At 71.0% G+C, this 24,553-nt stretch carries 20 protein-coding genes and 1 pseudogene; 9 read left to right on the top strand and 12 right to left on the bottom strand.

Going from position 1 to position 24,553, the window contains the following annotated elements; genetic code table 11:
* Positions 1 to 24: 24 nt before the first annotated feature.
* Positions 25 to 1,035 carry a COX15/CtaA family protein gene (locus ADK64_RS04785; RefSeq protein ID WP_053655124.1) on the top strand — a complete coding sequence of 337 codons (1,011 nt, stop codon included), beginning with the start codon at positions 25 to 27 and terminating at the stop codon, positions 1,033 to 1,035.
* Between the two features lie 19 nt (positions 1,036 to 1,054).
* Here the strand turns inward: ADK64_RS04785 and ADK64_RS04790 are convergent, their stop codons facing one another.
* From ADK64_RS04790 to ADK64_RS04805, 4 genes are all read right to left on the bottom strand, one after another.
* Positions 1,055 to 1,792, bottom strand: coding sequence for a nucleotidyltransferase domain-containing protein (locus ADK64_RS04790; protein WP_053655126.1), 738 nt, complete (start codon positions 1,790 to 1,792; stop codon positions 1,055 to 1,057).
* An 18-nt stretch (positions 1,793 to 1,810) separates the two neighbouring features.
* On the bottom strand, positions 1,811 to 2,917 hold the full coding sequence (locus ADK64_RS04795; protein WP_053655128.1) for an amidohydrolase family protein: 1,107 nt from the start codon (positions 2,915 to 2,917) through the stop codon (positions 1,811 to 1,813).
* Between the two features lie 87 nt (positions 2,918 to 3,004).
* Positions 3,005 to 3,325 carry a hypothetical protein gene (locus ADK64_RS04800; protein WP_053655129.1) on the bottom strand — a complete coding sequence of 107 codons (321 nt, stop codon included), beginning with the start codon at positions 3,323 to 3,325 and terminating at the stop codon, positions 3,005 to 3,007.
* 69 nt (positions 3,326 to 3,394) lie between these two features.
* Positions 3,395 to 4,351 carry a heme o synthase gene (locus ADK64_RS04805; protein WP_053655131.1) on the bottom strand — a complete coding sequence of 319 codons (957 nt, stop codon included), beginning with the start codon at positions 4,349 to 4,351 and terminating at the stop codon, positions 3,395 to 3,397.
* A gap of 379 nt (positions 4,352 to 4,730) precedes the next feature.
* Between ADK64_RS04805 and tkt the strand changes: the two are divergent.
* The 5 genes and pseudogenes from tkt (at position 4,731) to pgl (ending at position 11,300) form a co-directional block, all read left to right on the top strand.
* Positions 4,731 to 6,765 (top strand): annotated as a pseudogene (gene tkt, locus ADK64_RS04810) (transketolase).
* A gap of 33 nt (positions 6,766 to 6,798) precedes the next feature.
* Entirely contained in the window at positions 6,799 to 7,917 is a 1,119-nt protein-coding gene (gene tal, locus ADK64_RS04815) for a transaldolase (RefSeq protein WP_053655133.1), read from the top strand.
* Between the two features lies 1 nt (position 7,918).
* Positions 7,919 to 9,457, top strand: coding sequence for a glucose-6-phosphate dehydrogenase (gene zwf, locus ADK64_RS04820; RefSeq protein WP_053655135.1), 1,539 nt, complete (start codon positions 7,919 to 7,921; stop codon positions 9,455 to 9,457).
* Complete coding sequence (gene opcA, locus ADK64_RS04825) at positions 9,454 to 10,521, top strand: glucose-6-phosphate dehydrogenase assembly protein OpcA (protein ID WP_053655137.1); 1,068 nt, start codon at positions 9,454 to 9,456, stop codon at positions 10,519 to 10,521. Before zwf ends, opcA begins: the two co-directional genes overlap by 4 nt.
* Positions 10,518 to 11,300, top strand: a complete 783-nt coding sequence (gene pgl, locus ADK64_RS04830; protein ID WP_053655139.1) for a 6-phosphogluconolactonase — start codon at positions 10,518 to 10,520, stop codon at positions 11,298 to 11,300. The genes opcA and pgl overlap by 4 nt, the downstream gene beginning before the upstream one ends.
* Before the next feature lie 48 nt (positions 11,301 to 11,348).
* Here pgl and ADK64_RS04835 read toward each other — a convergent pair whose 3' ends face one another.
* The 5 genes from ADK64_RS04835 to ADK64_RS04855 form a co-directional block, all read right to left on the bottom strand.
* Complete coding sequence (locus ADK64_RS04835; RefSeq protein ID WP_053655140.1) at positions 11,349 to 12,188, bottom strand: carbohydrate ABC transporter permease; 840 nt, start codon at positions 12,186 to 12,188, stop codon at positions 11,349 to 11,351.
* A gap of 10 nt (positions 12,189 to 12,198) precedes the next feature.
* Complete coding sequence (locus ADK64_RS04840; RefSeq protein ID WP_053655142.1) at positions 12,199 to 13,551, bottom strand: ABC transporter permease subunit; 1,353 nt, start codon at positions 13,549 to 13,551, stop codon at positions 12,199 to 12,201.
* An 11-nt stretch (positions 13,552 to 13,562) separates the two neighbouring features.
* The gene (locus tag ADK64_RS04845; protein WP_053655144.1) at positions 13,563 to 14,888 is read right to left on the bottom strand and encodes an ABC transporter substrate-binding protein; all 1,326 of its coding nucleotides are present in this window, start codon (positions 14,886 to 14,888) and stop codon (positions 13,563 to 13,565) included.
* A 39-nt stretch (positions 14,889 to 14,927) separates the two neighbouring features.
* On the bottom strand, positions 14,928 to 16,538 hold the full coding sequence (locus ADK64_RS04850; RefSeq protein WP_199829481.1) for an alpha-amylase family glycosyl hydrolase: 1,611 nt from the start codon (positions 16,536 to 16,538) through the stop codon (positions 14,928 to 14,930).
* 135 nt (positions 16,539 to 16,673) lie between these two features.
* Positions 16,674 to 17,945 (bottom strand): ABC transporter substrate-binding protein, encoded by a 1,272-nt coding sequence (locus tag ADK64_RS04855; protein ID WP_053655147.1) that lies wholly within the window; start codon positions 17,943 to 17,945, stop codon positions 16,674 to 16,676.
* A gap of 125 nt (positions 17,946 to 18,070) precedes the next feature.
* On the opposite strand from ADK64_RS04855, the gene ADK64_RS04860 reads away from it, so the two are divergent.
* The 3 genes from ADK64_RS04860 to ADK64_RS04870 are packed head-to-tail and all read left to right on the top strand — an operon-like array spanning position 18,071 to position 21,698.
* A complete protein-coding gene (locus ADK64_RS04860; protein WP_053655148.1) occupies positions 18,071 to 18,586 on the top strand; it encodes a PadR family transcriptional regulator in 516 nt (171 codons plus the stop codon).
* The gene (locus ADK64_RS04865) at positions 18,583 to 19,338 is read left to right on the top strand and encodes an ABC transporter ATP-binding protein (protein WP_053655150.1); all 756 of its coding nucleotides are present in this window, start codon (positions 18,583 to 18,585) and stop codon (positions 19,336 to 19,338) included. Before ADK64_RS04860 ends, ADK64_RS04865 begins: the two co-directional genes overlap by 4 nt.
* Positions 19,338 to 21,698: an ABC transporter permease gene (locus ADK64_RS04870; protein WP_078992485.1), complete on the top strand. Its 2,361-nt coding sequence runs from the start codon at positions 19,338 to 19,340 to the stop codon at positions 21,696 to 21,698. The genes ADK64_RS04865 and ADK64_RS04870 overlap by 1 nt, the downstream gene beginning before the upstream one ends.
* 119 nt (positions 21,699 to 21,817) lie before the next feature.
* Here ADK64_RS04870 and pgi read toward each other — a convergent pair whose 3' ends face one another.
* From pgi to secG, 3 genes are all read right to left on the bottom strand, one after another.
* Entirely contained in the window at positions 21,818 to 23,470 is a 1,653-nt protein-coding gene (gene pgi, locus ADK64_RS04875; protein ID WP_053655152.1) for a glucose-6-phosphate isomerase, read from the bottom strand.
* 228 nt (positions 23,471 to 23,698) lie between these two features.
* Entirely contained in the window at positions 23,699 to 24,034 is a 336-nt protein-coding gene (locus tag ADK64_RS04880) for an RNA polymerase-binding protein RbpA (RefSeq protein ID WP_003957010.1), read from the bottom strand.
* A 217-nt stretch (positions 24,035 to 24,251) separates the two neighbouring features.
* A complete protein-coding gene (gene secG, locus ADK64_RS04885; protein WP_078992486.1) occupies positions 24,252 to 24,488 on the bottom strand; it encodes a preprotein translocase subunit SecG in 237 nt (78 codons plus the stop codon).
* Positions 24,489 to 24,553: the final 65 nt, after the last annotated feature.

Below are 24,553 nucleotides of genomic sequence, written 5' to 3' on the forward strand. Positions count from 1 at the left end.
AGAGTGCACAAGCGGCGCCCTACGATGGTGCGCGTGCCAAAGCTGACCCGCGCCGACGCCGTGCCCGCCCTGCGCAACCCGCTCGCCTTCATCGCCGACCGCTGGACCCCGGACCCCCGGACCGTGCAGCGGGCGGCCCTCGCCGCGCTCGTCATGTCCGTGGTCATCGTGGTCACCGGCGGTGCCGTGCGCCTGACCGGCTCCGGCCTCGGCTGCCCGACCTGGCCCGAGTGCACGGACGGCTCGCTGACGCCGACGACCGCGCTGACCTACCACAGCGCGATCGAGTTCGGCAATCGCATGCTGACGTACGTGCTGTGCGCGGCCGTCGGCTGGGCGATCATCGCCGCCCGCTCGCAGAAGCCGTACCGGCGCAGTCTGACCCGGCTCGGCTGGGCGCAGTTCTGGCTCGTGATGGGCAACGCGGTCCTCGGCGGCATCGTGGTGCTCGTCGGCCTCAACCCGTACACCGTCGCGGCCCACTTCCTGCTGGCGACGGCCCTGATCACGGTCGCCGCGGTGATGTGGCAGCGCACCCGCGAGGGCGACGGCGCGCCCCGGCCGCTGGTCGGCAAGGCCGTGCAGCAGCTGATGTGGTTCCTCGTCGTCGCCTCCGCGCTGCTGATCGCGGCCGGCACGATCGTCACCGGCGCGGGCCCGCACGCGGGCGACACCAGCGACGTCAAGCGCATCCCGATCGACTGGGAGACCGTCGCCAAGCTGCACTCCGTGTTCGCCTGGATCGTGGTGACGCTCACCTTCGCCCTGTGGTTCGTCCTCAAGGCGGTCGACGCCCCCAAGGGGCCGCTGGACCGCACCCGCGACCTCTTCGTGATCCTGCTCGCCCAGGGCGTCATCGGCTACGTCCAGTACTTCACGCACCTGCCCGAGGCCCTCGTCGGCCTGCACATGTTCGGCTCGTGCCTGGTGTGGATCGGCGTCCTGCGCGTCCTGCTGGCACTGCGGGAGCGCCCGGAGGCCACCCTGGACCTGCCGGGCCCCGCGGCCGAGGTGACGGTGGGCACGCGCGCGTGAGTCAGCTCGGCATCCGTCGTCATCCGTACGTGGTGACCAGGGTGTCGATCGCGGGGGCGAGGTAGGCGCGGGTCAGCTCGGCGCGGCGGGCGAGCCAGGTGCCGTCCGCCGGGGCGGGGTTCTCGTAGCGCCTTCGGGTGATGTCCTCGACGACCTCGACGGGAGCGCCGAGCCCCGGCAGTTCGGCGAGTGCCTCCCGTTTCGAGATCAACCGCCCGTCGCGCAGCGTCACCGTGGCGCGGGCGTGGGTCAGCAGGCCCAGGTCGACCCAGACGTCCTGCCGCCACAGCCGGGCCTTGTCGACATGGGGCCGCCAGAAGTCGCGCTGGTCGCGGACGACGAAGGCATGGAGCTGCTGCTCCGGCACCGGCGGCAGCAGCCCGGCCGGTGCCTCGCCGTGCAGCACCCGGCCGAAGTCGAGCAGCTCGCGCCGGGTGACGGGGGTGACCGGACGGCGCAGCACATGACGGTGCGCCCAGGTGAGGTGGGACCGGTCCGGGTCGTCCAGGGTGGCGGGGGTCAGATAGCTGCAGTGGAGCTTCGCGGCGAGCGGTTCGGTGCGAAGCCTGCGGTGCAGTGCCATCACCCGCCGTACGGTCCTGAGATCCACCTCGTCCGGCAGTACGGCGATGAGGTCGAGGTCGCTGCGGCCCTCCTGGTAGTCACCGCCCGCCAGCGAGCCATGGGCCCACACGGCACGAGGGCGCAAGGGCGTCAGGTCGGTCAGGAAGCGGGTGAGCAGCGAGTCCGTCGGCATCCGCCCAGTCTGGTCGGCTCACCCCAGCCCGTACACCCGGAGCGCGTTGTCCGCCGCGACCATCCGGGCCACCCGCTGGGCGTCCTCCAGGGACCACGCGCCCTCGGTGGCCCAGCCGCCCAGCACCCGGCCCAGCGCCTCGCGGAACAGCCGGGCCCCGACGACGTGCAGCTCGGGCAGGCCGTGGGCGCCGGTGGAGAAGAGGATCTTGCCGAAGGGGGCCAGCTCCAGGATCTCGGCGAGGACCGTGGCGGCACGGGCGCCGGTGCGGACGAGCGCGGCACCGGAGTCGGTGTAGACGTGCGCGAAGACACCGGCCAGATGGGCGGCGTGACGGTGGTACGGATAGCCGTGCAGCAGGATCAGATCGGTGCCGAGGCCGGCCGTGGCCCGCACGAAGTCGGTGAGCAGCACCGGGTCCGTACGGTCGATGCGGGAGCCGGGCTCACCGAGCCCCGCGTGCAGTTGGAGGGGCAGCCCGGAGGCGACGGCGATCCACAGCAGATGCCGTAGCAGCACGGGGTCCGAGAGCGCCCCGCCGACCCGGCGTCCGGCCAGCCAGCGGCCCGCCGCGCCCCGCACCTCCCCCGGGCCCGGCGGCTCGGGCGCGAGGGCGAGGCCGTGTCTGAGCCCGGCGACGGAGGTGAAGGCGACGGCGTTCGCGGCGGCGCCGTGCACGGATTCGGCGAGGTTGGCGAGGAAGGACTCGACGGTGCCGGAGGTGTCGGCGACCTGTTCCGCGAGCAGCTCCAGCCGGACGATCTCGTGGGCCTCGGCGAAACCGGTGGAGGCCAGCTCGGCGGGGCCGGTGAGGTCGCCGGGCAGGCCCGTGTCGACGAGATAGGTGGTGATACCGCTGCCGCGCAGGAGCCTGCGGCCCGCTTCCAGGACGCCCAGTTCCCGGCGCCGGGCCAGATAGCGGGCGGGCGGGCAGTGCGGTTCCAGACCGAGCAGGGGCGGGCACCAGCGCCGTACGGCGAAGCCCGTCTGGGTGTCGAAGAGGGTGGTGCCGGGCGCCGGCGGGCCCTCGGTACGGGCGAGTTGGGCCTCGAAGGTGCCGAGGCCCAGCTCCGTGCGGAGCACTCCGTGGCAGTACTGGTCCACGAGGGACGGCGTTTCGATCATTCCGACTCCCCGCGGGACGTGGTCTTACACGTCCTAACGGGTGAACCGGGGCGGAGGTCGCGCCCCGAACCACCGGCGCGACCCGAGTCAGCCGCCCAGCTGGATCCCGGCCATCCGCTTCCACTCGTACGACCCCGTCGTCACCTTCGCCGCGAACTCTCCGTCGAAGGACTCGTGGACGGTGATGCCGGACTTCGCCACCGCCTGCTCGGCGATGGCGTAGGTGGGGGCCACCAGGTCGCCCCAGCCGCCGTCCTCGCCGACGAGGACGATACGGGCGCCGCGCTCGCCGATGTAGGCCACCTGGCCCTCGGCACCGCCGTGCGCCTTGGCGAAGGTGCTGATCTGGTGGGCGAGCCGGGCCGCCTTGCGCTCGGCCTTCGGGTCAACCTGCTGCGTGTCTGCCATGACCAGGATGCTACTCACGAGTAGATCGACTGGCGAGAGCAGACCCCTGTGACCTACGCCCGGCGTGCGTCAGCGCAGGAAGGGGTCCACCGCGACGGCGACGAAGAGGATCGACACATAGGTGATCGACCAGTGGAAGAGCCGCATCTCCTTCAGCTTCACGCCCGTCACCTCGGCCTTCGCCCGGTTCTGCAGCCCGTGCGCCTCCCAGAGCCAGAAGCCGCCGGCCGCGAGGGCGACCACGGTGTAGAACCAGCCGGTGTAGCCGAGCGGGGTCAGGAGCAGGGAGACCGCGACCATCACCCAGCTGTAGATGACGATCTGCCGGGCGACGACCTTGTTGGAGGCGATGACCGGGAGCATCGGCACGCCCACGCGCGCGTAGTCCTCCTTGACCTTCATGGACAGCGGCCAGTAATGCGGCGGCGTCCAGAAGAACATCACGAGGAAGAGGATGATCGGCGCCCACGACATCGAGTTCGTGACGGAGGACCAGCCGATCAGCACCGGCAGACAGCCGGCGATCCCGCCCCACACGATGTTCTGCGACGTACGCCGCTTGAGGAGCATCGTGTAGACGACGACGTAGAAGAGGAGCGCTCCGAGGGAGAGCCAGGCGCTCAGCCAGTTGACGGTGAGCCCGAACAGCAGCGTCGAGACGACCGCGAGCGTGATGCCGAAGGCCAGGCACTCGCGCGGGCTGACCATGCCGGTCACCAGCGGCCGCTGCGAGGTGCGGTCCATCAGCGCGTCGATGTCCCGGTCGATGTACATGTTCAGCGCGTTGGCGCCGCCCGCGGACAGATAGCCGCCGACGCAGGTGAGCAGGACCAGTTTCAGGTCGGGCACACCCTGCTGCGCCAGGAACATCACCGGAACGGTGGTGATGAGCAGCAGCTCGATGATCCGCGGCTTGGTCAGAGCCACGAACGCCTTGACACGGGCCCCGAACGGCCGGTGAACCGGGCCCTGGCTCGCACCACCCAGCACGCCCGCTGGACGTGATTCGACGGCCGTCACGCACACCCCTGACAGAGACATCCCAGCGAGCCTCCCGCATGTGAAGTCGCGGTAAAGGCTCGCGCGTACCACGCCACTTTAGACGTTGCCCATACCCCGTCCTTCGCGGGGGTGGGGTCGTGTTGGCGGACGTCCCATAAGAGGGGTCCTACCTCTCGAATGAGCAGTCAGATGAGCGGCTCCGTATTCATGTGCCTAATGCCGTGTCGGCCAGTCGGGAGGCGGATCGCACGGACTCCCGGCAGTCTGGAATGAGTCGAAAAAACGCACGTCCTTACGGGGGTAGGCTCGACAGCGGCCGGTGGGCAGAAGCCCGTCGGCGGCCGGGTCTGGGACATGCCCCGAAGACCGGCGACCGACATGTGGAGAGGAGCCCTGACCCAGGGTGAGCACCAAGCCGACCACCACAGACCTCGAGTGGACCGAGCTGGACCAGCGGGCCGTCGACACCGCCCGCGTCCTGGCCGCAGACGCCGTACAGAAGGTCGGCAACGGCCATCCCGGTACGGCGATGAGCCTGGCCCCGGCCGCGTACACCCTCTTCCAGAAGGTGATGCGGCACGACCCGTCCGACCCGGACTGGGTCGGACGCGACCGGTTCGTGCTGTCCGCGGGCCACTCGTCCCTGACCCTCTACACACAGCTCTACCTGGCCGGTTTCGGTCTGGAGCTGGAGGACCTGGAGTCCTTCCGCACCTGGGGTTCGAAGACCCCGGGGCACCCGGAGTACGGGCACACCAAGGGTGTGGAGACCACGACCGGCCCGCTGGGCCAGGGTGTGGCCAACGCGGTGGGCATGGCGATGGCCTCCCGCTACGAGCGCGGTCTGTTCGACCCGGACGCGCCGCAGGGCGAGTCCCCCTTCGACCACTTCGTGTACTGCATCGCCGGTGACGGCTGCCTGCAGGAGGGCATCTCCGCCGAGGCGTCCTCGCTGGCGGGCCACCAGCAGCTCGGCAATCTGATCCTGCTGTGGGACGACAACCACATCTCGATCGAGGGCGACACCGAGACGGCCGTCTCCGAGGACACCCTCAAGCGCTACGAGGCCTACGGCTGGCACGTGCAGCGTGTGGAGGCCAAGGACAACGGCGACCTGGACCCGCAGGCGATCTTCGCCGCCGTCCAGGAGGCCAAGCGGGTCACCGACAAGCCGTCGTTCATCGCGATGCGCTCGATCATCGCCTGGCCGGCCCCGAACGCGCAGAACACCGAGGCCGCGCACGGCTCGGCGCTGGGCGAGGACGAGGTCGCGGCCACCAAGCGCGTCCTGGGCTTCGACCCGGCCAAGAGCTTCGAGGTCTCCGACGAGGTCATCGCCCACACCCGCAAGGCGCTGGAGCGCGGTGCGCAGGCGAAGGCCGAGTGGGAGAAGACGCTCCAGGTGTGGCGCGACGACAACGCCGAGCGTGCCGCCGAGTTCGACCGGATCAGCGCGGGCGAGCTGCCCGCCGGCTGGGAGGACAAGCTCCCGGTCTTCGAGCCGGGCAAGGGTGTCGCCACGCGTGCCGCCTCCGGCAAGGTGCTGCAGGCGCTCGGCGCGGTCATCCCCGAGCTGTGGGGCGGCTCCGCCGACCTCGCCGGGTCGAACAACACGACCATCGACAAGGACAGCTCGTTCCTGCCCGCGGGCAACCCGCTGCCGGAGGCCAACCCGTACGGCCGCACCGTCCACTTCGGCATCCGCGAGCACTCCATGGGCGCCGAGATGAACGGCATCGCCCTGCACGGCAACACCCGGATCTACGGCGGCACCTTCCTGGTGTTCTCCGACTACATGCGCAACGCGGTGCGCCTGTCGGCCCTGATGCACCTGCCGGTGACGTTCGTGTGGACGCACGACTCCATCGGGCTCGGCGAGGACGGTCCGACCCACCAGCCGGTCGAGCACCTGGCCTCGCTGCGGGCGATCCCGGGCCTGAACGTCGTCCGCCCGGCCGACGCCAACGAGACCGCGATCGCCTGGCTTCGCCCTCACCCGCCAGGGAGTGCCGACGTACGAGCCGAACGAGGACGCCGCGAAGGGTGGCTACGTCCTCTTCGAGGCCGAGGGCGGCGAGCCCCAGGTGATCCTGATCGCCACCGGTTCCGAGGTGCACCTGGCCGTGGAGGCGCGTGAGCAGCTCCAGGCCGAGGGCGTCCCGACCCGCGTGGTGTCCATGCCGTCCGTGGAGTGGTTCGAGGAGCAGGACCAGGCGTACAAGGACTCCGTCCTGCCGCCGTCGGTCAGGGCCCGGGTCGCCGTGGAGGCGGGCATCGGGCTCACCTGGTACCGCTACGTCGGGGACGCCGGCCGCATCGTTTCCCTGGAGCACTTCGGTGCTTCCGCCGATGGCAAGGTGCTCTTCCGCGAGTTCGGCTTCACTGCCGAGAACGTGGCCGCCAAGGCGCGGGAATCCATCGCCGCCGCCCAGCGCTGACGCTCACATACGACACGTAGGAGATGTAATTCCATGACAGACGCACTCAAGCGCCTCTCCGAAGAAGGCGTCGCGATCTGGCTGGACGACCTGTCGCGCAAGCGGATCACGTCCGGCAACCTCGCCGAGCTGATCGACCAGCAGCACGTCGTGGGCGTCACGACCAACCCGACGATCTTCCAGAAGGCGATCTCGGGGGGCGACGGCTACGAGCAGCAGCTGTCGGACCTCGCGGCCCGCAAGGTCACCGTCGACGAGGCCATCCGCATGATCACGACGGCGGACGTCCGTGACGCCGCCGACATCCTGCGCCCGGTCTTCGACGCCACGGACGGCCAGGACGGCCGGGTCTCCATCGAGGTCGACCCGCGCCTCGCCCACAACACCGGGGCGACCGTCGCCGAGGCCAAGCAGCTGGCCTGGCTGGTGGACCGCCCCAACACCCTGATCAAGATCCCGGCCACCAAGGCGGGTCTGCCGGCGATCACCGAGGTCATCGGCCGGGGCATCAGCGTCAACGTCACGCTGATCTTCTCCCTGGAGCGCTACCGCGCGGTCATGGACGCCTACCTCTCGGGCCTGGAGAAGGCGCGCGAGAAGGGTCTCGACCTGTCGCTGATCCGCTCGGTGGCGTCGTTCTTCGTGTCCCGCGTGGACACCGAGATCGACAAGCGCCTGGACGCCCTCGGCACCGACGAGGCCAAGGCGCTGCGCGGCAAGGCCGCCATCGCCAACGCGCGCCTCGCCTACCAGGCGTACGAGGAGGTCTTCTCCTCCGACCGCTGGCAGGCGCTGGAGAACGCGGGCGCCCGCAAGCAGCGTCCGCTGTGGGCGTCGACCGGCGTGAAGGACCCGGCGTACCAGGACACGATGTACGTCACCGACCTGGTCGCGCCGAACACGGTCAACACCATGCCGGAGGCCACCCTGGAGGCCGCCGAGGACCACGGCGAGATCACCGGTGACACCATCCGCGGCACCTACGAGCAGGCCCGTGCCGACCTCGACGCGGTCGAGAAGCTCGGGATCTCGTACGACGACGTGGTCCAGGTGCTGGAGGACGAGGGCGTCGAGAAGTTCGAGGCGTCCTGGATCGACCTGCTGAAGTCGACCGAGGCAGAGCTGAAGCGCCTCACCCCCTCGGAGGGCTGATTTGTCACCCCTTTCCGGTTCCGGAGCGAACCCGCTTCGTGACCCGGCCGACCGACGGCTCCCGCGTATCGCGGGGCCGTCGGGCCTGGTCATCTTCGGCGTCACGGGCGACCTGTCGCGCAAGAAGCTGATGCCCGCGGTGTACGACCTCGCCAACCGGGGTCTGCTGCCGCCGGGCTTCTCGCTGGTGGGCTTCGCCCGCCGCGAATGGGAGAACGAGGACTTCGCCCAGGAGGTCCACGACGCCGTCAAGGCGCACGCCCGCACGCCGTTCCGCGAGGAGGTCTGGCAGCAGCTCATCCAGGGGATGCGCTTCGTCCAGGGCACCTTCGACGACGACGACGCGTTCGAGCGGCTGCGCGCCACCATCGAGGAGCTGGACAAGGCACAGGGCACGGGCGGCAACTTCGCCTTCTACCTGTCCGTGCCGCCGCGCTCCTTCCCCGTCGTCATCCAGCAGCTGAAGAAGCACGGTCTGGCCGACCAGTCGGGCGGTTCCTGGCGCCGCGCGGTCATCGAGAAGCCGTTCGGGCACGACCTGAAGTCGGCCGAGGAACTCAACAAGGTCGTCCACGAGGTCTTCGAGCCGGACCAGGTGTTCCGGATCGACCACTACCTCGGCAAGGAGACGGTCCAGAACATCCTGGCGCTGCGCTTCGCCAACACCATGTTCGAGCCGATCTGGAACCGGTCCTTCGTGGACCACGTCCAGATCACCATGGCCGAGGACATCGGCATCGGCGGCCGCGCCGGTTACTACGACGGCATCGGCGCCGCCCGTGACGTCATCCAGAACCACCTGCTCCAGCTCATGGCGCTGACCGCCATGGAGGAGCCCGCCTCCTTCGACGCGGACGCGCTGGCCGCGGAGAAGGAGAAGGTGCTCGGCGCGGTCCGGCTGCCGAAGGACCTGGGCAGGTCGACCGTGCGCGGACAGTACGCGGGCGGTTGGCAGGGCGGCGAGAAGGTCATCGGCTACCTCAAAGAGGACGGCATCGACGCCAAGTCGAAGACCGACACCTTCGCCGCGATCAAACTGGAGGTCGACAACCGCCGCTGGGCGGGCGTCCCCTTCTATCTGCGCACCGGCAAGCGCCTCGGCCGCCGCGTGACGGAGATCGCGGTCGTCTTCCAGCGGGCCCCGCACTCCCCCTTCGACCACACGGCGACGGAGGAGCTGGGCCAGAACGCGATCGTCATCCGCGTCCAGCCCGACGAGGGCATCACGGTCCGCTTCGGCTCCAAGGTGCCCGGCACCTCGATGGAGATCCGGGACGTCTCCATGGACTTCGCCTACGGCGAGTCGTTCACGGAGTCCAGCCCGGAGGCGTACGAGCGGCTCATCCTGGACGTACTGCTCGGCGACGCCAACCTCTTCCCGCGCACGGAGGAGGTCGAGCTGTCCTGGAAGATCCTCGACCCGATAGAGGAACACTGGGACAGGCACGGCAAGCCCGCCCAGTACCCGTCGGGCACCTGGGGTCCCGCCGAGGCGGACGAGATGCTCGCACGAGACGGACGGAGCTGGCGCCGGCCATGAAGATCGACCTGACCGACACCACCGCCGGCGAGATCAACAAGGCGCTCGTCCAGGGCCGCCGCGCCATCGGCACACCGGCCGTGGGCATGGTGCTGACCCTCGTCATCGTCACCGACGAGGAGAACGCCTACGACGCCCTGCGGGCCGCCAACGACGCCTCGCGCGAGCACCCCTCGCGCACGCTGGTGGTCATCAAGCGCGTCTCCCGCACCCCGCGCGACCGTACGACGTCCCGGCTGGACGCCGAGGTGCGGGTGGGCGCGGACGCGGGCACCGGCGAGACGGTCGTCCTGCGGCTGTACGGCGAGGTGTCCGACCACGCCGACTCGGTCGTGCTGCCCCTGCTGCTGCCGGACGCCCCGGTCGTGGTGTGGTGGCCGGTGAACGCGCCGCTGGACCCGGCGAAGGACCCGCTGGGCGCGCTCGCCCAGCGCCGGGTCACCGACACCTATGCCGCCGAGCAGCCGGTGCGGGAGCTGTCAGCTCGTGCCGCGGCCTACACGCCCGGCGACACGGACCTGTCCTGGACCCGGATCACGCCGTGGCGCTCGATGCTCGCGGCGGCCCTGGACCAGGTCACCTGCGAGGTGCGGGGCGTCGAGGTGGAGGGCGAGGAGTTCAATCCGAGCTGTGAGCTGCTGGCGATGTGGCTCGCGGACCGGCTGGACGTCCCCGTCAGGCGCTCCTCGTCGTCCGGCCCGGGGCTGACGGCCGTCCGTATGGAGACGACCTGCGGCCCGATCGTCCTGGACCGCGCGGACGGCTCGCTGGCCACGCTGTCCATCGAGGGCCAGCCGGCCCGCGCGGTGGCGCTGAAGCGGCGGGAGACCGCCGAGCTGATCGCGGAGGAGCTGCGCCGGCTCGACCCGGACGACACCTACGCGTCGGCGCTGCGCTACGGCGTGGAGCGGCTGACCACGGCCCCGGAGTCCTCGAAGGCCCCGGAGCAGGAGTCGGCCGCCGCCGCACCGGACACGGTGGCGGAAGCGGCCAAGGCGCCCGCGAAGAAGGCGGCTGCCAAGACGGCCAAGAAGGCTCCGGCACGGAAGGCGGCGGCGAAGTGAGCACCCCGCAGCTGGTCGTCCACCGCGACAAGGAACTGATGGCGCAGGCCGCCGCGGCCCGCCTCATCACGAAGATCGTGGACGCGCAGGCCTCCCGGGGCGCGGCGTCCGTGGTCCTCACGGGCGGCCGCAACGGCAACGGCCTGCTGGCCGCGCTGGCGGCGGCGCCCGCGCGGGACGCCATCGACTGGGGCCGCCTCGACCTGTGGTGGGGCGACGAGCGTTATCTGCCCGAGGGCGACCCCGAGCGCAATGTCACGCAGGCCCGCGAGGCCCTGTTGGACGCCGTACCGCTGGACCCGGAGCGCGTGCACGCCATGCCCGCCTCCGACGGCCCGTACGGTGCGGACGTCGAGGCGGCCGCGGAGGCGTACGCGGCGGAGCTGGCGAAGGCGTCCGGGCCGGAGAACCACGGCTCGGTGCCCACCTTCGACGTGCTCATGCTGGGCGTCGGCCCGGACACCCACGTGGCCTCGCTCTTCCCGGAGCTGCCGGCCGTACGGGAGACCGAGCGCACGGTGGTCGGCGTGCACGGCGCGCCCAAGCCCCCGCCGACCCGGATCACCCTGACCCTGCCCGCGATCCGCGCGGCCCGCGAGGTGTGGCTGCTCGCGGCCGGCGAGGACAAGGCGGAGGCCGCGGCCATCGCCCTGTCGGGCGCGGGTGAGGTTCAGGCGCCGGCGGCGGGTGCGCACGGCCGTTCGCGCACCCTGTGGCTGTTGGACGCCGCCGCCGCCTCGCAGCTGCCTCGCGCGCTGTATCCGCCGGCGTCGCCGTGAACAGCGTCCGTAGGTAGGGGCGGCGGGGACTTCGGTCCCCGCCGCCTCTCATTTCACCGACCCCGCCATGACGCCCTGCACGAAGTGCCGCTGGAACGCGAAGAACACCACCACCGGCACGATCAGGGAGAGGAACGCGCCCGGGGCCAGGACGTCGATGTTGCTGCCGAACTGGCGGATCTGGGACTGGAGTTGCACGGTCAGCGGCTGGGAGGAGCTGTCGGCGAAGAGCAGCGCGACCAGCATGTCGTTCCAGACCCACAGGAACTGGAAGATGGCGAGCGAGGCGATCGCCGGGCGCCCGACCGGCAGGACCAGCCGGGTGAAGATGCGCCACTCGCTGCCGCCGTCCATCCGTGCCGCCTCCAGCATCTCCTTCGGCATCTCCGCGAAGTAGTTGCGCAGCAGGAACACCGCGAACGGCAGGCCGTAGGCGACGTGGAAGAGGACGACCCCGGGGATCGTGCCGAACAGGCCCAGCGCGCCGAAGAGTTTGGCCACGGGCAGCAGGCCGATCTGGACCGGCACCACCAGCAGGGCCACCACCAGCAGGAAGAGCGGCTCGCGCAGCGGGAAGTCCAGCCAGGCGAAGGCGTATGCGGCGAGGGCCGCGATGACGACGACGAGCGTGGTCGCCGGCACCGAGATCAGCACCGTGTTCCAGAAGGACTGCACCATGCCGGAGTTCTTCAGCAGGGCCGAGTAGTTGTCGAAGGACAGCCGGCCGGGGCTGGTGAGCGCCGTCCACCAGCCGCCCTTCGCGGTGTCCTGGGCCGACCGCAGGGAGGACACGAAAAGGCCTGCGAGCGGGGTCAGCCAGACCAGGCCGATCACCACCAGGAAGGCCTGCACCAGACCGTTGCCCAGGCCCCGCCTGATCGCGTTCATCGCTGGCTCCTCATCGTTGGCTGTTGCGGAAGCGGCGGACGTTGAAGACCATCGCGGGGATCACCAGGAGCAGCAGGAGCACACCGAGCGCGCTGCCGAGGCCCTGGTTGTTGCCGCCGCCGAAGGAGACCAGCCACATCTGCGTGGCCAGCACGGTGGCGTCCTCCTGCACCGGTCCGGGCGCGATGATGTAGACGAGGTCGAAGACCTTCATCACGTTGATCACGAGGGTCACGAAGACGACCGTCAGCACGGGGGCCAGCAGGGGAACGGTGATGCGGCGGAAGATCTGCCACTCGTTCGCGCCGTCCATCCGGGCCGCCTCCAGTGCGTCCCGGGGCAGGGCGGAGAGCCCCGCGCCGATCAGCACCATCGAGAAGCCGGTCCAGATCCACAGGTAGGCGCCGATGATCGCCGGTGTGACGAGGGCCGGGCCGAGCCAGGAGACGCCCTGGTAGGGCTGGGCGAAGTTGGACTCCGGCAGCTTCACCGTGTACGAGCCGGCGGACAGCCCGGCGAAGTGGAAGGAGCCGTCGGCCGCGGTGGTCGTGCTCCCGGCCGTCCTCCCGTCGCGCACCGCCTGGACCGTCATCCCGGGCAGGCCGCTCTCCTTCGGATCGACCCTGCCCTGTCTGCCGCCCCCGCCGGGGGTGAAGTCCAGGTAGACGACTCCGCGCAGTTCACCGGGGGCTGCCTTCTGCGCGGCGGCCGGGTAGGCGGGCGAGGCGCTCTTCGGCAGGTCTCCCGGCAGGACGCCGACCATCGGGAGCGTCACCGACCCGCCCGTCGAGGCCGTCGTGCGCCAGGAGCCGTCGCGGTCCTGGGTCAGCAGGCCCTCGCGTCCGCGGGCCGTCGGGTACGCCGAGGTGCTCGTGAAGGCGTCGTGGACGGAGACGACGGCCGCGTTCAGCACACCCTTGTCCGGGTCCGCGTCGTAGGCGAGGCGGAAGATGATGCCGGCGGCGAGGAAGGAGACCGCCATCGGCATGAAGAGCAGCAGCTTGAAGGCGGTGGCCCAGCGGACCTTCTCCACGAGCACGGCCAGGATCAGGCCGAGGCCGGTCAGCAGGGCCGGGGCCACGACCACCCAGATGGCGGTGTTGCGGATGGCCTTCAGGGTGGCCGGGTCGCGGAACATCCCGGTGTAGTTGCCGGCGCCGACGAACCGGGTGCCGGAGGCGTCGAAGAAGCTGCGGCCGACGGAGAACAGCACCGGATAGACGACGAGCGCGCCGAGCAGGAGCAGCGCGGGGAAGACGAAGAGCAGGGCGATCAGCCGGACGCGCCGCCGGCTGCGGCGCCCGCGCGCCGGGCCGGCGGGCCGCGGGCCCGTCTGCTGTTTCAGGAGAGTGGTGGCGGTCATGGTGCTGCCGCTCAGTTCTGGTAGGCCTTGGCGGCCGCGGCTTCGAGCTGGGCCGCGGTGCCCTTCGGGTCGGACGGGTCGCGCAGGAAGTCCTGGAGCAGCTTCCACTCCCCCGCGCCCTTGGTGCCGCCGAAGGCGGCGGGCGCCTGGTCGGACATGTCGAAGCGGAGCGAATCGCCCGCGGTGATGAGGGACTTGGCGGTGGCGCGGGTGACGTCGTCGCCGTACGCGGCGAGGTCGAGCTTCCTGTTCGGGGACAGGAAGCCGCCCGCCTTCGCCCACACGGCCGCCGCCTCGGGAGTGGCCAGGTACTCCAGGAGCTTCATGCCGGCCGCGGAGTTCTTGCCGTTCTTGAGGACGACCGCCGCGTCACCGCCGCTGACCACGGGTGCGGTGCCGCCGTCGACGGCCGGGAAGGGGAAGAAGTTCGCGTCCTTGCCGATGGTCCTGCCGAACTGGTCGTGGGCGACGCCGGCCACGAAGTCGCCCTCGTACACCATGCCGGCCTCGGGCTTGGGCCCGAACACCTTCTCCACCGAGCCGGGGAAGTCGGTGTTCAGGGCCGTCTTCTGACCGCCCGCGATGAGCTGCTTGTCCTCGAACAGCTTGCCGAGGGTGGTGAGCGCCCGGACGACCGAGGGGTCGGTCCACTTGAGCTTGTGGGTGGCGAGGGCGTCGTACTTCTGGGGTCCGGCCTGGGAGAGGTAGACGTTCTCGAACCAGTCGGTGAGGGTCCAGCCGTCCTCACCGCCGATGGCGAAGGCGGCGAGTCCGGAGTCGGAGACGGTGTGTCCGTCCTTCAGCATCTCGTCGTACGTCTGCGGCGGCTTGACCCCGGCCTGGGCGAGGGCGGCGGGGCTGTACCAGACGGTGGACTTGTGGGCGGCCTTGAAGTAGAGGCCGTACAGGGTGCCGTCGACGCTGCCGTAGTTCTTCCACACGGGTGCGTAGTCGGCGGTGATCGTCTGCTGGGCGGTGGGCGACAGCGGCTTGAGCCAGCCCTTCTTCGCGAACTGCTGGACCACTCCGACCTGCGGGACCATCACGACGTCGGGGGCGTCGCCGCCCTCGATCTTGCTGCCGACGACGGTGGAGACGTTGTCGCCGGTCGACACGAACCGGGTCTTGGCGCCGGTCTTCGCGGTGAACGCGTCAAGCACCTTCTGGAAGTTCTTCTGCTCACTGCCGGACCAGACACCGGCCACGGTGACGGTCTGGCCGCTGAGCGACTTGTCACCGCCGCCGGCCGAGACAGGGCCGCCGCCGCAGGCGGTGGCGCCGAGTGCGAGGGCAAGGGCGGTACAGCCGGCGAGCAGGGTCGTACGTCGTCGCATCATCGCTGACGGGCCTTTCGGTGGAGGTGAGTGGGCGGGGGATCAGAGGTCGCTGAGCCACCAGGCCGCCGTGGAGCCGGGCAGAACGCCGACGGGGCAGGGGCCGCTGGACAGCAGGGGGGTGCCGGAGGCCGGCGCGGGGGCGGGGGCCGTGGTGAAGTTGACGGCGCAGACCAGGCCGTCGCCCCGGGTGAAGGCGAGGACGCCGGGCGGGGTGTCGAGCCAGCGCAGCGTTCCCTCGCCCAACTGGGGCAGGGATCCGCGCAGTTGGAGACCGTCGCGGTACAGGTGCCAGAAGGAGCGGGTGTCGGCGAGCGCGCGGTCCGTGGCGTACTCGGCGAAGTAGTCCGGCTGGGGCAGCCAGGGCCTGGCGCCCTCCGCGCCGGAGGTGAAGCCGAACGGGGAGGCCTGTCCGGACCAGGGCAGCGGCACCCGGCAGCCGTCGCGGATGCGGGCGCGGCTGCCGGTGCGCCGGAAGATCGGGTCGGTGAGCACGTCGTCGGGCAGGTCGACCACCTCGGGCAGCCCCAGTTCCTCGCCCTGGTAGATGTACGCGGCTCCGGGCAGCGCCAGCATCAGCAGCGCGGCGGCGCGGGCGCGGGCGGCGCCGAGGCCGCTGCCCTGCGGGGTGGGTTCGCCGTAGCGGGTGACGGTGCGGACCTGGTCGTGGTTGTTGAGGACCCAGGTGACCGTGGAGCCGGTGCCGGCGATGTCCTGCATGGCCTCGGAGATGACCTTGCGGAAGGAGTCGGCGTCCCAGGCGGCGCCGAGCAGGTCGAAGAAGAAGGCCTGGTGGAGCTCGTCCGGGCGGACGTACAGCGCGTGTTCGCGGGCGGTGGGGACGGAGACCTCGCCGACGAGGAGGCGTTCGCGGCCGTCGCGCTCCCGGTACTCCTCGCAGAGGGAGCGCCAGCGCCGCCACACCTTGTGCACCTCGGGCTGGTTCCAGGCGAGCGGGTTGACCGAGTCGCGGGTGCGGGCGTCGGCCTCGGGGTCGTCGGAGTCGGGCAGTTCGGGGTGCTTGAACAGGCCGGCGGCGACGTCGATGCGGAAGCCGTCCACGCCGCGGTCGAGCCAGAAGCGCAGGACGCGGTCGAACTCGGCGGGTGTCCCGGGGTCGCGCCAGTTCCAGTCGGGCTGTTCGGGCGTGAACATGTGCAGGTACCACTGGCCGTCGCCGACTCTGCTCCATGCCGGTCCGCCGAACATGGCGTGCCAGTTGTTGGGCGGCTCGGCGCCGTCCGGGCCGCGGCCGTCGGCGAAGTGGAAGCGGGCGCGGGCCGGGCTGCCGGGGGCGCTGTCCAGGGCCTCGCGGAACCACGGGTGCTCGCTGGAGCAGTGGTTGGGGACGATGTCGAGGAGCACCTTGATGCCGAGCCGGTGGGCGGCCGCCATCAGCAGGTCGAACTCGGCGAGGTCACCGAAGAGCGGATCGACACCGCAGTAGTCGGCCACGTCGTAGCCGTGGTCGTGCTGCGGCGAGGGATAGAACGGGCTCAGCCAGATCCCGTCGACGCCGAGCTTCTTCAGATACGGCAGCCCCGCGCGGACCCCGGCGAGATCGCCTATGCCGTCGCCGGTGCTGTCCAGAAAGCTGCGGACGTAGACCTGGTAGATCACCGCGTCACGCCACCAGTGGTACTTGCTCAACATGCATGCATGTTAGGTAGGCACCTTGCGAGGGTGTCAACGAAGTGAACGGAAGCTACCGGCCAGTTGTCGGATCAGACTGGGGCAAATCGCCGCAATGGGCCGCCAGTCGTAATGGCGGCGTTACTTAACAGGTAACTATCGACGGGCGATGGCGTCGAGTTCGCGCGCCAGCCGTCGCACGGCCTGCTCGGGCGTCTCCCGCCCGGTCAGGGCGCCGTACACCACCGCCTGCACCACCAGGCTGACCTGGTCGTAGTGGGCGCTCTTGGGGCGCGGCGCGGCGGTGAGCACGGCCGTGCGCAGGGTCGGCAGATACGGGAAGCGCCGGATGAGTGCGGGATCCTGGTACAGCGCGGCGCGCACGGGCGGCAGCGCGCCCCGGGTGAGCACCTGGCGCTGCACCCGCTCGCTGGTGAGGTAGGCGATCAGGCGCGCGGCGGAATCGGGGTGCCGGGCATGGGTGTTGACCGCGAGGTTGGAACCGCCGAGGACGCTCGTCCCCGGCCCGTCGGGCCCGGGCAGCGGTACGGCGCCGATCTTCCCGGCGACCCTGGAACCCCTGGCGGAGGCGGTGGCATAGGCGTAGGGCCAGTTGCGCAGGAAGAGCAGCTTGCCGTCCTGCAAGGCCTGCTTGGACTCCTCCTCCTTCCAGGCCAGCGCCGCCTTCGGGATCCAGCCCTCGCGAAGGCCGCGGGCGAGGAAGCCGATGCCCTCGCGGGCGGCGGCCGAGTCGACGGTGACCCGGGTGCCCTCGTCGCCGAGGATGCTGCCGCCCGCCGAGTACACGGCCTCGGCCGCGTTGACGGTGAGGCCCTCGTAGGGCAGGAACTGACCCGCGTAGCCGCCGAGTCCGTACTTGGGCGCGATGGTCTTCGCGTCGCGCTCCAGCTCCGCCCAGGTGCGTGGCGGCGGCACGCCCTCCTTGGCCAGGACGTCCTTGCGGTACAGCAGAAGTCCGGCGTTCGTGACGTACGGGACCGCGTACAGGCGCCCGTCGTAGGTGGCCGTGTTCACGACCGGCGGCAGGAAGCTCCCCAGCGGGAAACGGTCCCGGGGCAGCGGGCGGATCCAGCCGGCCGCCGCGAACTCCGAGGTCCAGTTGACGTCGATGTTGAGGACGTCGAAGCGGCTCCGGTCGCCGCCGCGCAGGTCGGTCGTCATCTGCGCATAGGTCTCGTCGGAGGAGTCCGGCAGTTCGACGAGGGTGACCTTCTCGCCGGGGTGGGTGCGGTTCCAGCCCTGAAGCAGCGGGCCGAGATAGCCGGTGAGGTCGCCGGCGGTGGCCAGGGTGAGCGGGCCGCGGCCATCGCGCGCGCCCTCGTCGGCACGGGCGCCGGAGGTGACGTACCCGGCAGTGATCACGACGAGAACGAGAAGGCCCCTACCGGCGGCGCGTATCCACCGCATAGGTTCCTCCTTGAACACGTACACACGGCTCCGGCCAGCCTCGCCGGGAGTCAGGCCATGTATACCTGTTAGGTATGCGCGATACTAGGGCCTGGAGCACATGAGCAGACAGGAGGACAGCACGCGTGCGCCTGCCCCTCCTGGCACTCCTCGCCCGCGGCCCCGCCCACGGCTACGAGCTGAAGCAGGACCTTGAGCTACTGCTGGGCTCCGCGTACCCTCAGCCGAACGTCGGCCAGGTCTACGTCACCCTCGGCCGCCTGGAGAAGTCCGGGCTGATCAAGGGCGAGGACGTCGAGCAGTCCGGCCGACCCAACAAGAAGGTCTACCACCTCACCGACGCCGGGCGCGAGGCGCTGCACGCCTGGTTCGAGGAGACCGAGGACGAGCCGCGGGTACGGGACGAGTTCTTCATGAAGCTCGCCCTCGCCCCGCAGACCGGTCTCGCCGACCAGATCGCCCTCATCAACAGACAGCGGCGCCAGTACCTCAACACCATGCGCAACCTGTCGAAACTGGCCGCGGCCGAGAACCGGGACAACCGAATGGCCCATCTGCTGATCGAGGGCGCGATGCTGCATCTGCAGGCCGACCTCGACTGGCTGGAGCGTTGCCAGGAGGAGCTGGAGGAGCTGGAATGAGCGACGACTCCGCCGCTCCTGTGCTGCGCGCCGAGGGGCTCGTGAAGACCCACCACGGTGAGGGTGCGCCCGCGCACGCCGTCCAAGGGGTGGACCTGAGCGTGGCCCGGGGCGAGTTCGTCGCGATCACCGGCCCGTCCGGTGCCGGGAAGTCGACGCTGCTGCATCTGCTGGGCGGGCTGCAGCGGCCGGACGCGGGCAGCATCTGGCTGGACGGCCGCTGTACGGACTCCTTCAGCGAGGCGCGCTGGGCGGTGGAGCGCCGCAAGGCCATCGGGTTCGTCTTCCAGTTCTTCAACCTGGTGTCGAACCTGTCCGTCGCCGACAACGTCGAACTGCCCGCCCTGCTGGCCGGTGTCCCGCCGAAGAAGGCCCGCGCCGAGCGCGAGACGCTCCTGGCCGAGCTGGGCCTCACGGGCAAGGAGCGCAGCATGCCGGGCGAGCTGTCCGGCGGTGAGCAGCAACGGGTCGCCCTCGCCCGCGCCCTGGTCAACCATCCGCCGCTGCTGCTGGCTGACGAGCCCGCGGGCAGCCTGGACAGCAAGGGCACCCGCGAGGTGATGCGGCTGCTGACCCGCTTCCACGGACGCGGCCAGACGATCGTGCTGGTCACGCACGACGCCCGGCTGGCGAGTGCCGCGGACCGGGTGATCTGCTTCTTCGACGGGCGGATCGCGGACGATGCGGCGCTGGACGGTGCGCCCGTGTCCCGGCGGCCGGGTATCTCGGGTGTGCTGGAGCTGAGGGACTGATGGCCGACCGCCGGCCGGGCAGCGCCGCGCGCGGACGCCGGGCCGTGTCACCGACGGCCCGTCGCGGCGTGTTCAGCGGCGCGGCCGGCCGGCGCTGGGCGTACTCCGATCTGCGCGCCCATCGCGGCGAGGCGCTCTTCCTCGTGCTGGCCACCGCCGGCATCGTCGCCTCGCTGCTGCTGGCCACCGCCCTTTTCGGCTATGCGACCAACCCCTGGCAGCGGACCTTCGCCGAGGCGCGCGGGGCCCATGTGTGGATCCACACCGCGTCGAACGCGGACACCGCAAGGCTCGCCCGGCTGGACGGCGTGACGTCCGTCGCCGGCCCCTATCGCACCGAAGCCGTCAGCGTCGCCGCCCGCGGCACCCGTGCCTCCGTGGAGCTGCGCGGCACCCCGCACCTGCCCTCCGTCGGCCGGCCGCTGCTCACCGCCGGGCACTGGCTGGATCCGGCCGAGCCGGACGGCGTGGTGCTGGAGAGCGGCCTGGCCCGTGCCCTGCTGGCCGAGCCCGGAGACACCCTCACGCTGCCCGGCACCGCCCGCACCCTGACCGTGGAGGGCATCGCCGACAGCGCGGAACCCTCCTACAGCCCCGCCGAGCAGCCGGGCGTGGTCTGGGCCCTGCCGTCCGCGGTACGAGCGCCCGGCGGCCAGGTCATCGGGCTGCGGCTCGGCGATCCGGCCGACACGGACTACGCCGTGCAGCGCGCCGTCACGGTGCTCGGCGCGGGCGCGGTCGGCGAGGTCTCCACCTGGCAGCAGGCCCGTGCCCAGGCACAGGGCGACAACCGGCTGTTCGGGCAGGTGCTCGGCCTGTTCGGGCTCGGCGCGCTGATCGCCGCCGGGTTCGCCGTGCACGGCGCGATCGCCACCCGGATCCGCGGCCACCTGCGGGACCTGTCCGTGCTGAAGGCGATCGGTTTCACCCCCGGCCAGGTCGTACGGATCTTCCTGTTGCAGCATCTCGCCTACGCCCTGCTCGGCGCCGTGGCCGCCGCAGCGCTCACCCAGACGCTGGGCAGCCGGATCCCCGGGCGGCTCGGCGACGCCGTGGGCGTGTGGCAGGGGCTGCCGGGACACACCGTGGCGCTGTTGGCGGTACCCGTGGGCGCGGTGCTGTTCATCGGCCTGACCACGGGACTCGCGGCCTGGCGGGCCGGGCGGGTGCCGCCGGTTCTGGTGCCGCGCCCGGACGCGCCGGCGGGCGGACGGCTCACCGGTCCGGCCCGGCGGGCGCTCGGTCTGCGGCTGCCGGCCGCACTGGTCCTCGGCTGCCACAAGGCGGCCACGGGACGCGGACGGTCGCTGGCCACCGTGGCCCGGCTGACCCTGCCGATGCTGCTGATCGTGGTGGCACTCAGCGCGTGGAGCACCATCGACCGCTTCCACACCAGCCCGGCCCGGGTCGGGCTGCCCACCTCGCTCACGGTCCGCACCGACGGCACACCGGCCCCGGCCCGCCTGCAGGCTCTGCTGACCGGTGACTCCCGAGTGGCCGCGGCCTATCCGGGGGTCGAGCTGGCCGCGCTGGTGCCCGGACAGACCGGGACCATCGCCCTGCGCGGCCTCGGCACCGACGCCCGGCCCTACCCCTACGCCCTCGCCGAGGGCCGGGCCGCGCACGGACCGGACGAGGCGGTGGCCGGCCAGGGGCTGCTGGACCTGCTGCACGCACGGGTCGGCGACTGGGTGCGCATGATGGTCGGCGACCGCCCGCAGGTCCTGCACATCGTCGGCCGCAGCATCGAACCGCAGAACGCCGGCCGGGTGGTGACGACCTCCCTGGACACCCTCCGCGAGAACGACCCGCGGCTGGCCCCGGCCTTCTACGAGCTGCGGCTGCGTCATGGCGCCGATCCGCGCCGCGTGGCCACCGCGCTCACCGCGGCCGGCCGGGGCCACCTGGACGTGCACACCGTGACGAACCCGGCCGACGGGCTGTCCCCGCTGCGCGCCGTCGTCGCCGGCCTGATCGCGGTGCTCGCCCTCATCGGGCTGGTCGAGCTGCTGACCACGATCGGCGGCAGCGTCCGCGAGGGCGAGCGGGACGTGCTCGCGCTCAGGGCGATCGGCATGTCCCCGCGACAGATCACCGCGATCACCGTCACGGCCACGGGATGTACGGCCCTGGCCGCGACGCTCGCCGCCACGGCCCTCGGTCTGCCGCTGGCCCGCCGGCTCATCGACGCCCAGGGCGCCTCCAGCGGCATCGGCGCCGGGATCGCCCAGTCCCCGTCGCCGGGTCTGCTGCTGGTGCTGGGCTCGGCCGCCGTGCTGGGAGCGGCGGCGCTCGCCGCACTGCCCGCCGCCCGCGCGGCCCGCGGACGGCTCGCGGACACGCTGAGCGCGGTGGCCTGAGTCCGGCCGGCCCTTCGCGGACGCGGTGGTCAACATCCTTGCGGAGTAGGGCCGTTGCCCACCGCAAAGGCCTTCCGGAGCCGGGCGGCCGCGCCGCGCCCGGCTCCCGTGCGGGCCGGTCAGCTACGGCCGCGCAGTTCCCGGTACTTGGCGACCAGCGCCTTCGTCGACGCGTCCAGGCCGGGCACGTCCGCGCCCTCGGTCAGCGCCGGCTCCACGCGCTTGGCGAGCACCTTGCCCAGCTCGACGCCCCACTGGTCGAAGGAGTCGATGTTCCACACAGCGCCCTGGACGAACACCTTGTGCTCGTAGAGGGCGACGAGCTGGCCGAGGACGGACGGGGTGAGTTCCTTCGCCAGGATGGTCGTGGTCGGCCGGTTGCCCTGGAAGGTCTTGTGCGCGACCAGTTCCTCGGCCACACCCTCCGCGCGGACCTCCTCGGCGGTCTTGCCGAAGGCGAGGGCCTGGGTCTGGGCGAAGAAGTTGGCCATCAACAGGTCGTGCTGCGCCTTGAGTTCACCGCTCAGCTCGGCCACCGGCTCGGCGAACCCGATGAAGTCCGCCGGGATGAGCTTGGTGCCCTGGTGGATCAGCTGGTAGTAGGCATGCTGCCCGTTGGTGCCCGGCGTGCCCCACACCACCGGTCCGGTCTGCCAGTCGACCTGCTTGCCGTCCCGCGCCACGTACTTGCCGTTGGACTCCATGTCCAGCTGCTGGAGGTAGGCGGTGAACCGGGAGAGGTAGTGGCTGTACGGCAGGACGGCGTGCGACTGGGCATCGTGGAAGTTGTCGTACCAGATGCCCAACAGGCCGAGCAGCAGCGGGACGTTGGCCTCGGCGGGGGCGGTGCGGAAGTGGTCGTCGACCAGCCGGAAGCCGTCGAGCATCTCACGGAACCGGTCCGGGCCGATGGCGATCATCAGGGACAGGCCGATCGCGGAGTCGTACGAGTACCGACCGCCGACCCAGTCCCAGAACTCGAACATGTTGTCCGGGTCGATGCCGAACTCCGTGACCTTCTCCGAGTTCGTGGACAGCGCCACGAAGTGCTTGGCGACCGCCGACTCGGCGCCGAGGGCGTCCAGCAGCCAGGTGCGGGCGGAGGTGGCGTTGGTGATCGTCTCGATCGTGGTGAAGGTCTTGGAGGCGATGATGAACAGCGTCTCGGCCGGGTCGAGGTCGCGGGTGGCCTCGTGCAGGTCGGCGCCGTCCACGTTGGAGACGAAGCGGACCGTCAGATCGCGGTCGGTGAAGCTGCGCAGCACCTCGTAGGCCATCGCGGGGCCGAGGTCGGAGCCGCCGATGCCGACGTTGATGACGTTCTTGATGCGCTTGCCGGTGTGGCCGGTCCAGGCGCCGGAGCGGACGCGGTCGGCGAAGTCGCTCATCTTGTCGAGGACGGCGTGCACCCTGGGGACGACGTTCTCGCCGTCGACCTCGATCACCGCGTCGCGCGGGGCGCGCAGCGCGGTGTGCAGTACGGCCCGGTCCTCGGTGACGTTGATCTTCTCGCCCCGGAACATGGCGTCCCGCAGGCCGAACACGTCCGTGGCGGCGGCCAGCTCGCGCAGCAGCCGCAGCGTCTCGTCGGTGACCAGGTGCTTCGAGTAGTCGACGTACAGGTCACCGACCTGGAGCGTGTACCCCGCACCGCGTCCGGGTTCGGCGGCGAACAGCTCCCTCAGATGCGTGTCCGCCAGCTCTTCGCGGTGCTTGGCGAGAGCGGTCCATTCGGGCGTCTGGTTGAGCCTGGTCCGGTCGTCTGCGTTCATGTGCGACCTCAGCCTTCTTTCCTGCACCTGTCCTGCTGCGTACCTTGCTCCGCTGCCGGTCCCAACCTAGTTGATCAGGCCCGGGACGTGCGGACACGACGCTGTCCGCACGGTCAACAACAGGTACGTCCGTACGACGCGCCGGTGTCGGCACGGCGTACGGAGAGCACAAAAGGGGCGGAGACGGCTCCGGCCCGGCACCCACGGGCGCCCGGCCGGTCACAATTGCTAGATCTCGCCCCGCAGTTTGGCGAGCGCCTCGGCGAGGATCGCCTCGCCGTCCGCGTCGCTGCGCCGCTCCCGCACGTAGGCGAGATGCGTCTTGTAGGGCTCGGTGCGCGGCGGGTCCGGCGGGTTGTCCCGGTCCTGGCCTGCCGGGAAGCCGCAGCGCGGGCAGTCCCAGGTATCGGGAACCTGCGCGTCGCTGGCGAAGCTGGGCTGCGTCTCGTGCCCGTTCGAGCACCAGAAGGAGATGCGCAGACGCGGCGCGGACTCGCCGCGCTCGGCCTCGCCCATCGGCCCCGCCCCGACCCGGCTTCCCCGGATCGCGTTGCCACTTGCCACGGTCGTAACTCCCTGCGTGATGGTGCCGCGAAGCGAGTCGGCGTTTCGCTTCACTGCGAGCGCCTCAGTCTACGTAAGGCCCAACGCGCGTCCAGTGATTGGAGTTACAAGCCCCTCACTCAGACGCAAGCCCCATGATAGGCCGCGCTCAGGAGCGCGTACCGAACATGGGGCGTTACGTACGGAATATGCGTGACGTGCGTGCGGTGCGGGCGTGTCAGCCGTTCGACTTCATCAGCATGCCGAGAACGATGATGCACGCGAACCAGAGCACGCCGATCACGATGGTGATCCGGTCGAGGTTGCGCTCGGCGACCGAGGAGCCGCCGACGGACGACTGCATGCCGCCACCGAACATGTCGGAGAGGCCGCCGCCCTTTCCCTTGTGCATCAGCACCAGCAGCATCAGCAGCAGGCTGAAGACGATCAGGGCGATCGAGAACCCCAAAACCACGGCTGGACCAACTTCCTCGGATTCGGATGGACGACGGGGGCACAGCGTGTCGGCTGCGCCCCCGC

The sequence above is a fragment of the Streptomyces sp. MMG1121 genome (assembly GCF_001280015.1).
Taxonomy (GTDB): Bacteria; Actinomycetota; Actinomycetes; order Streptomycetales; family Streptomycetaceae; genus Streptomyces.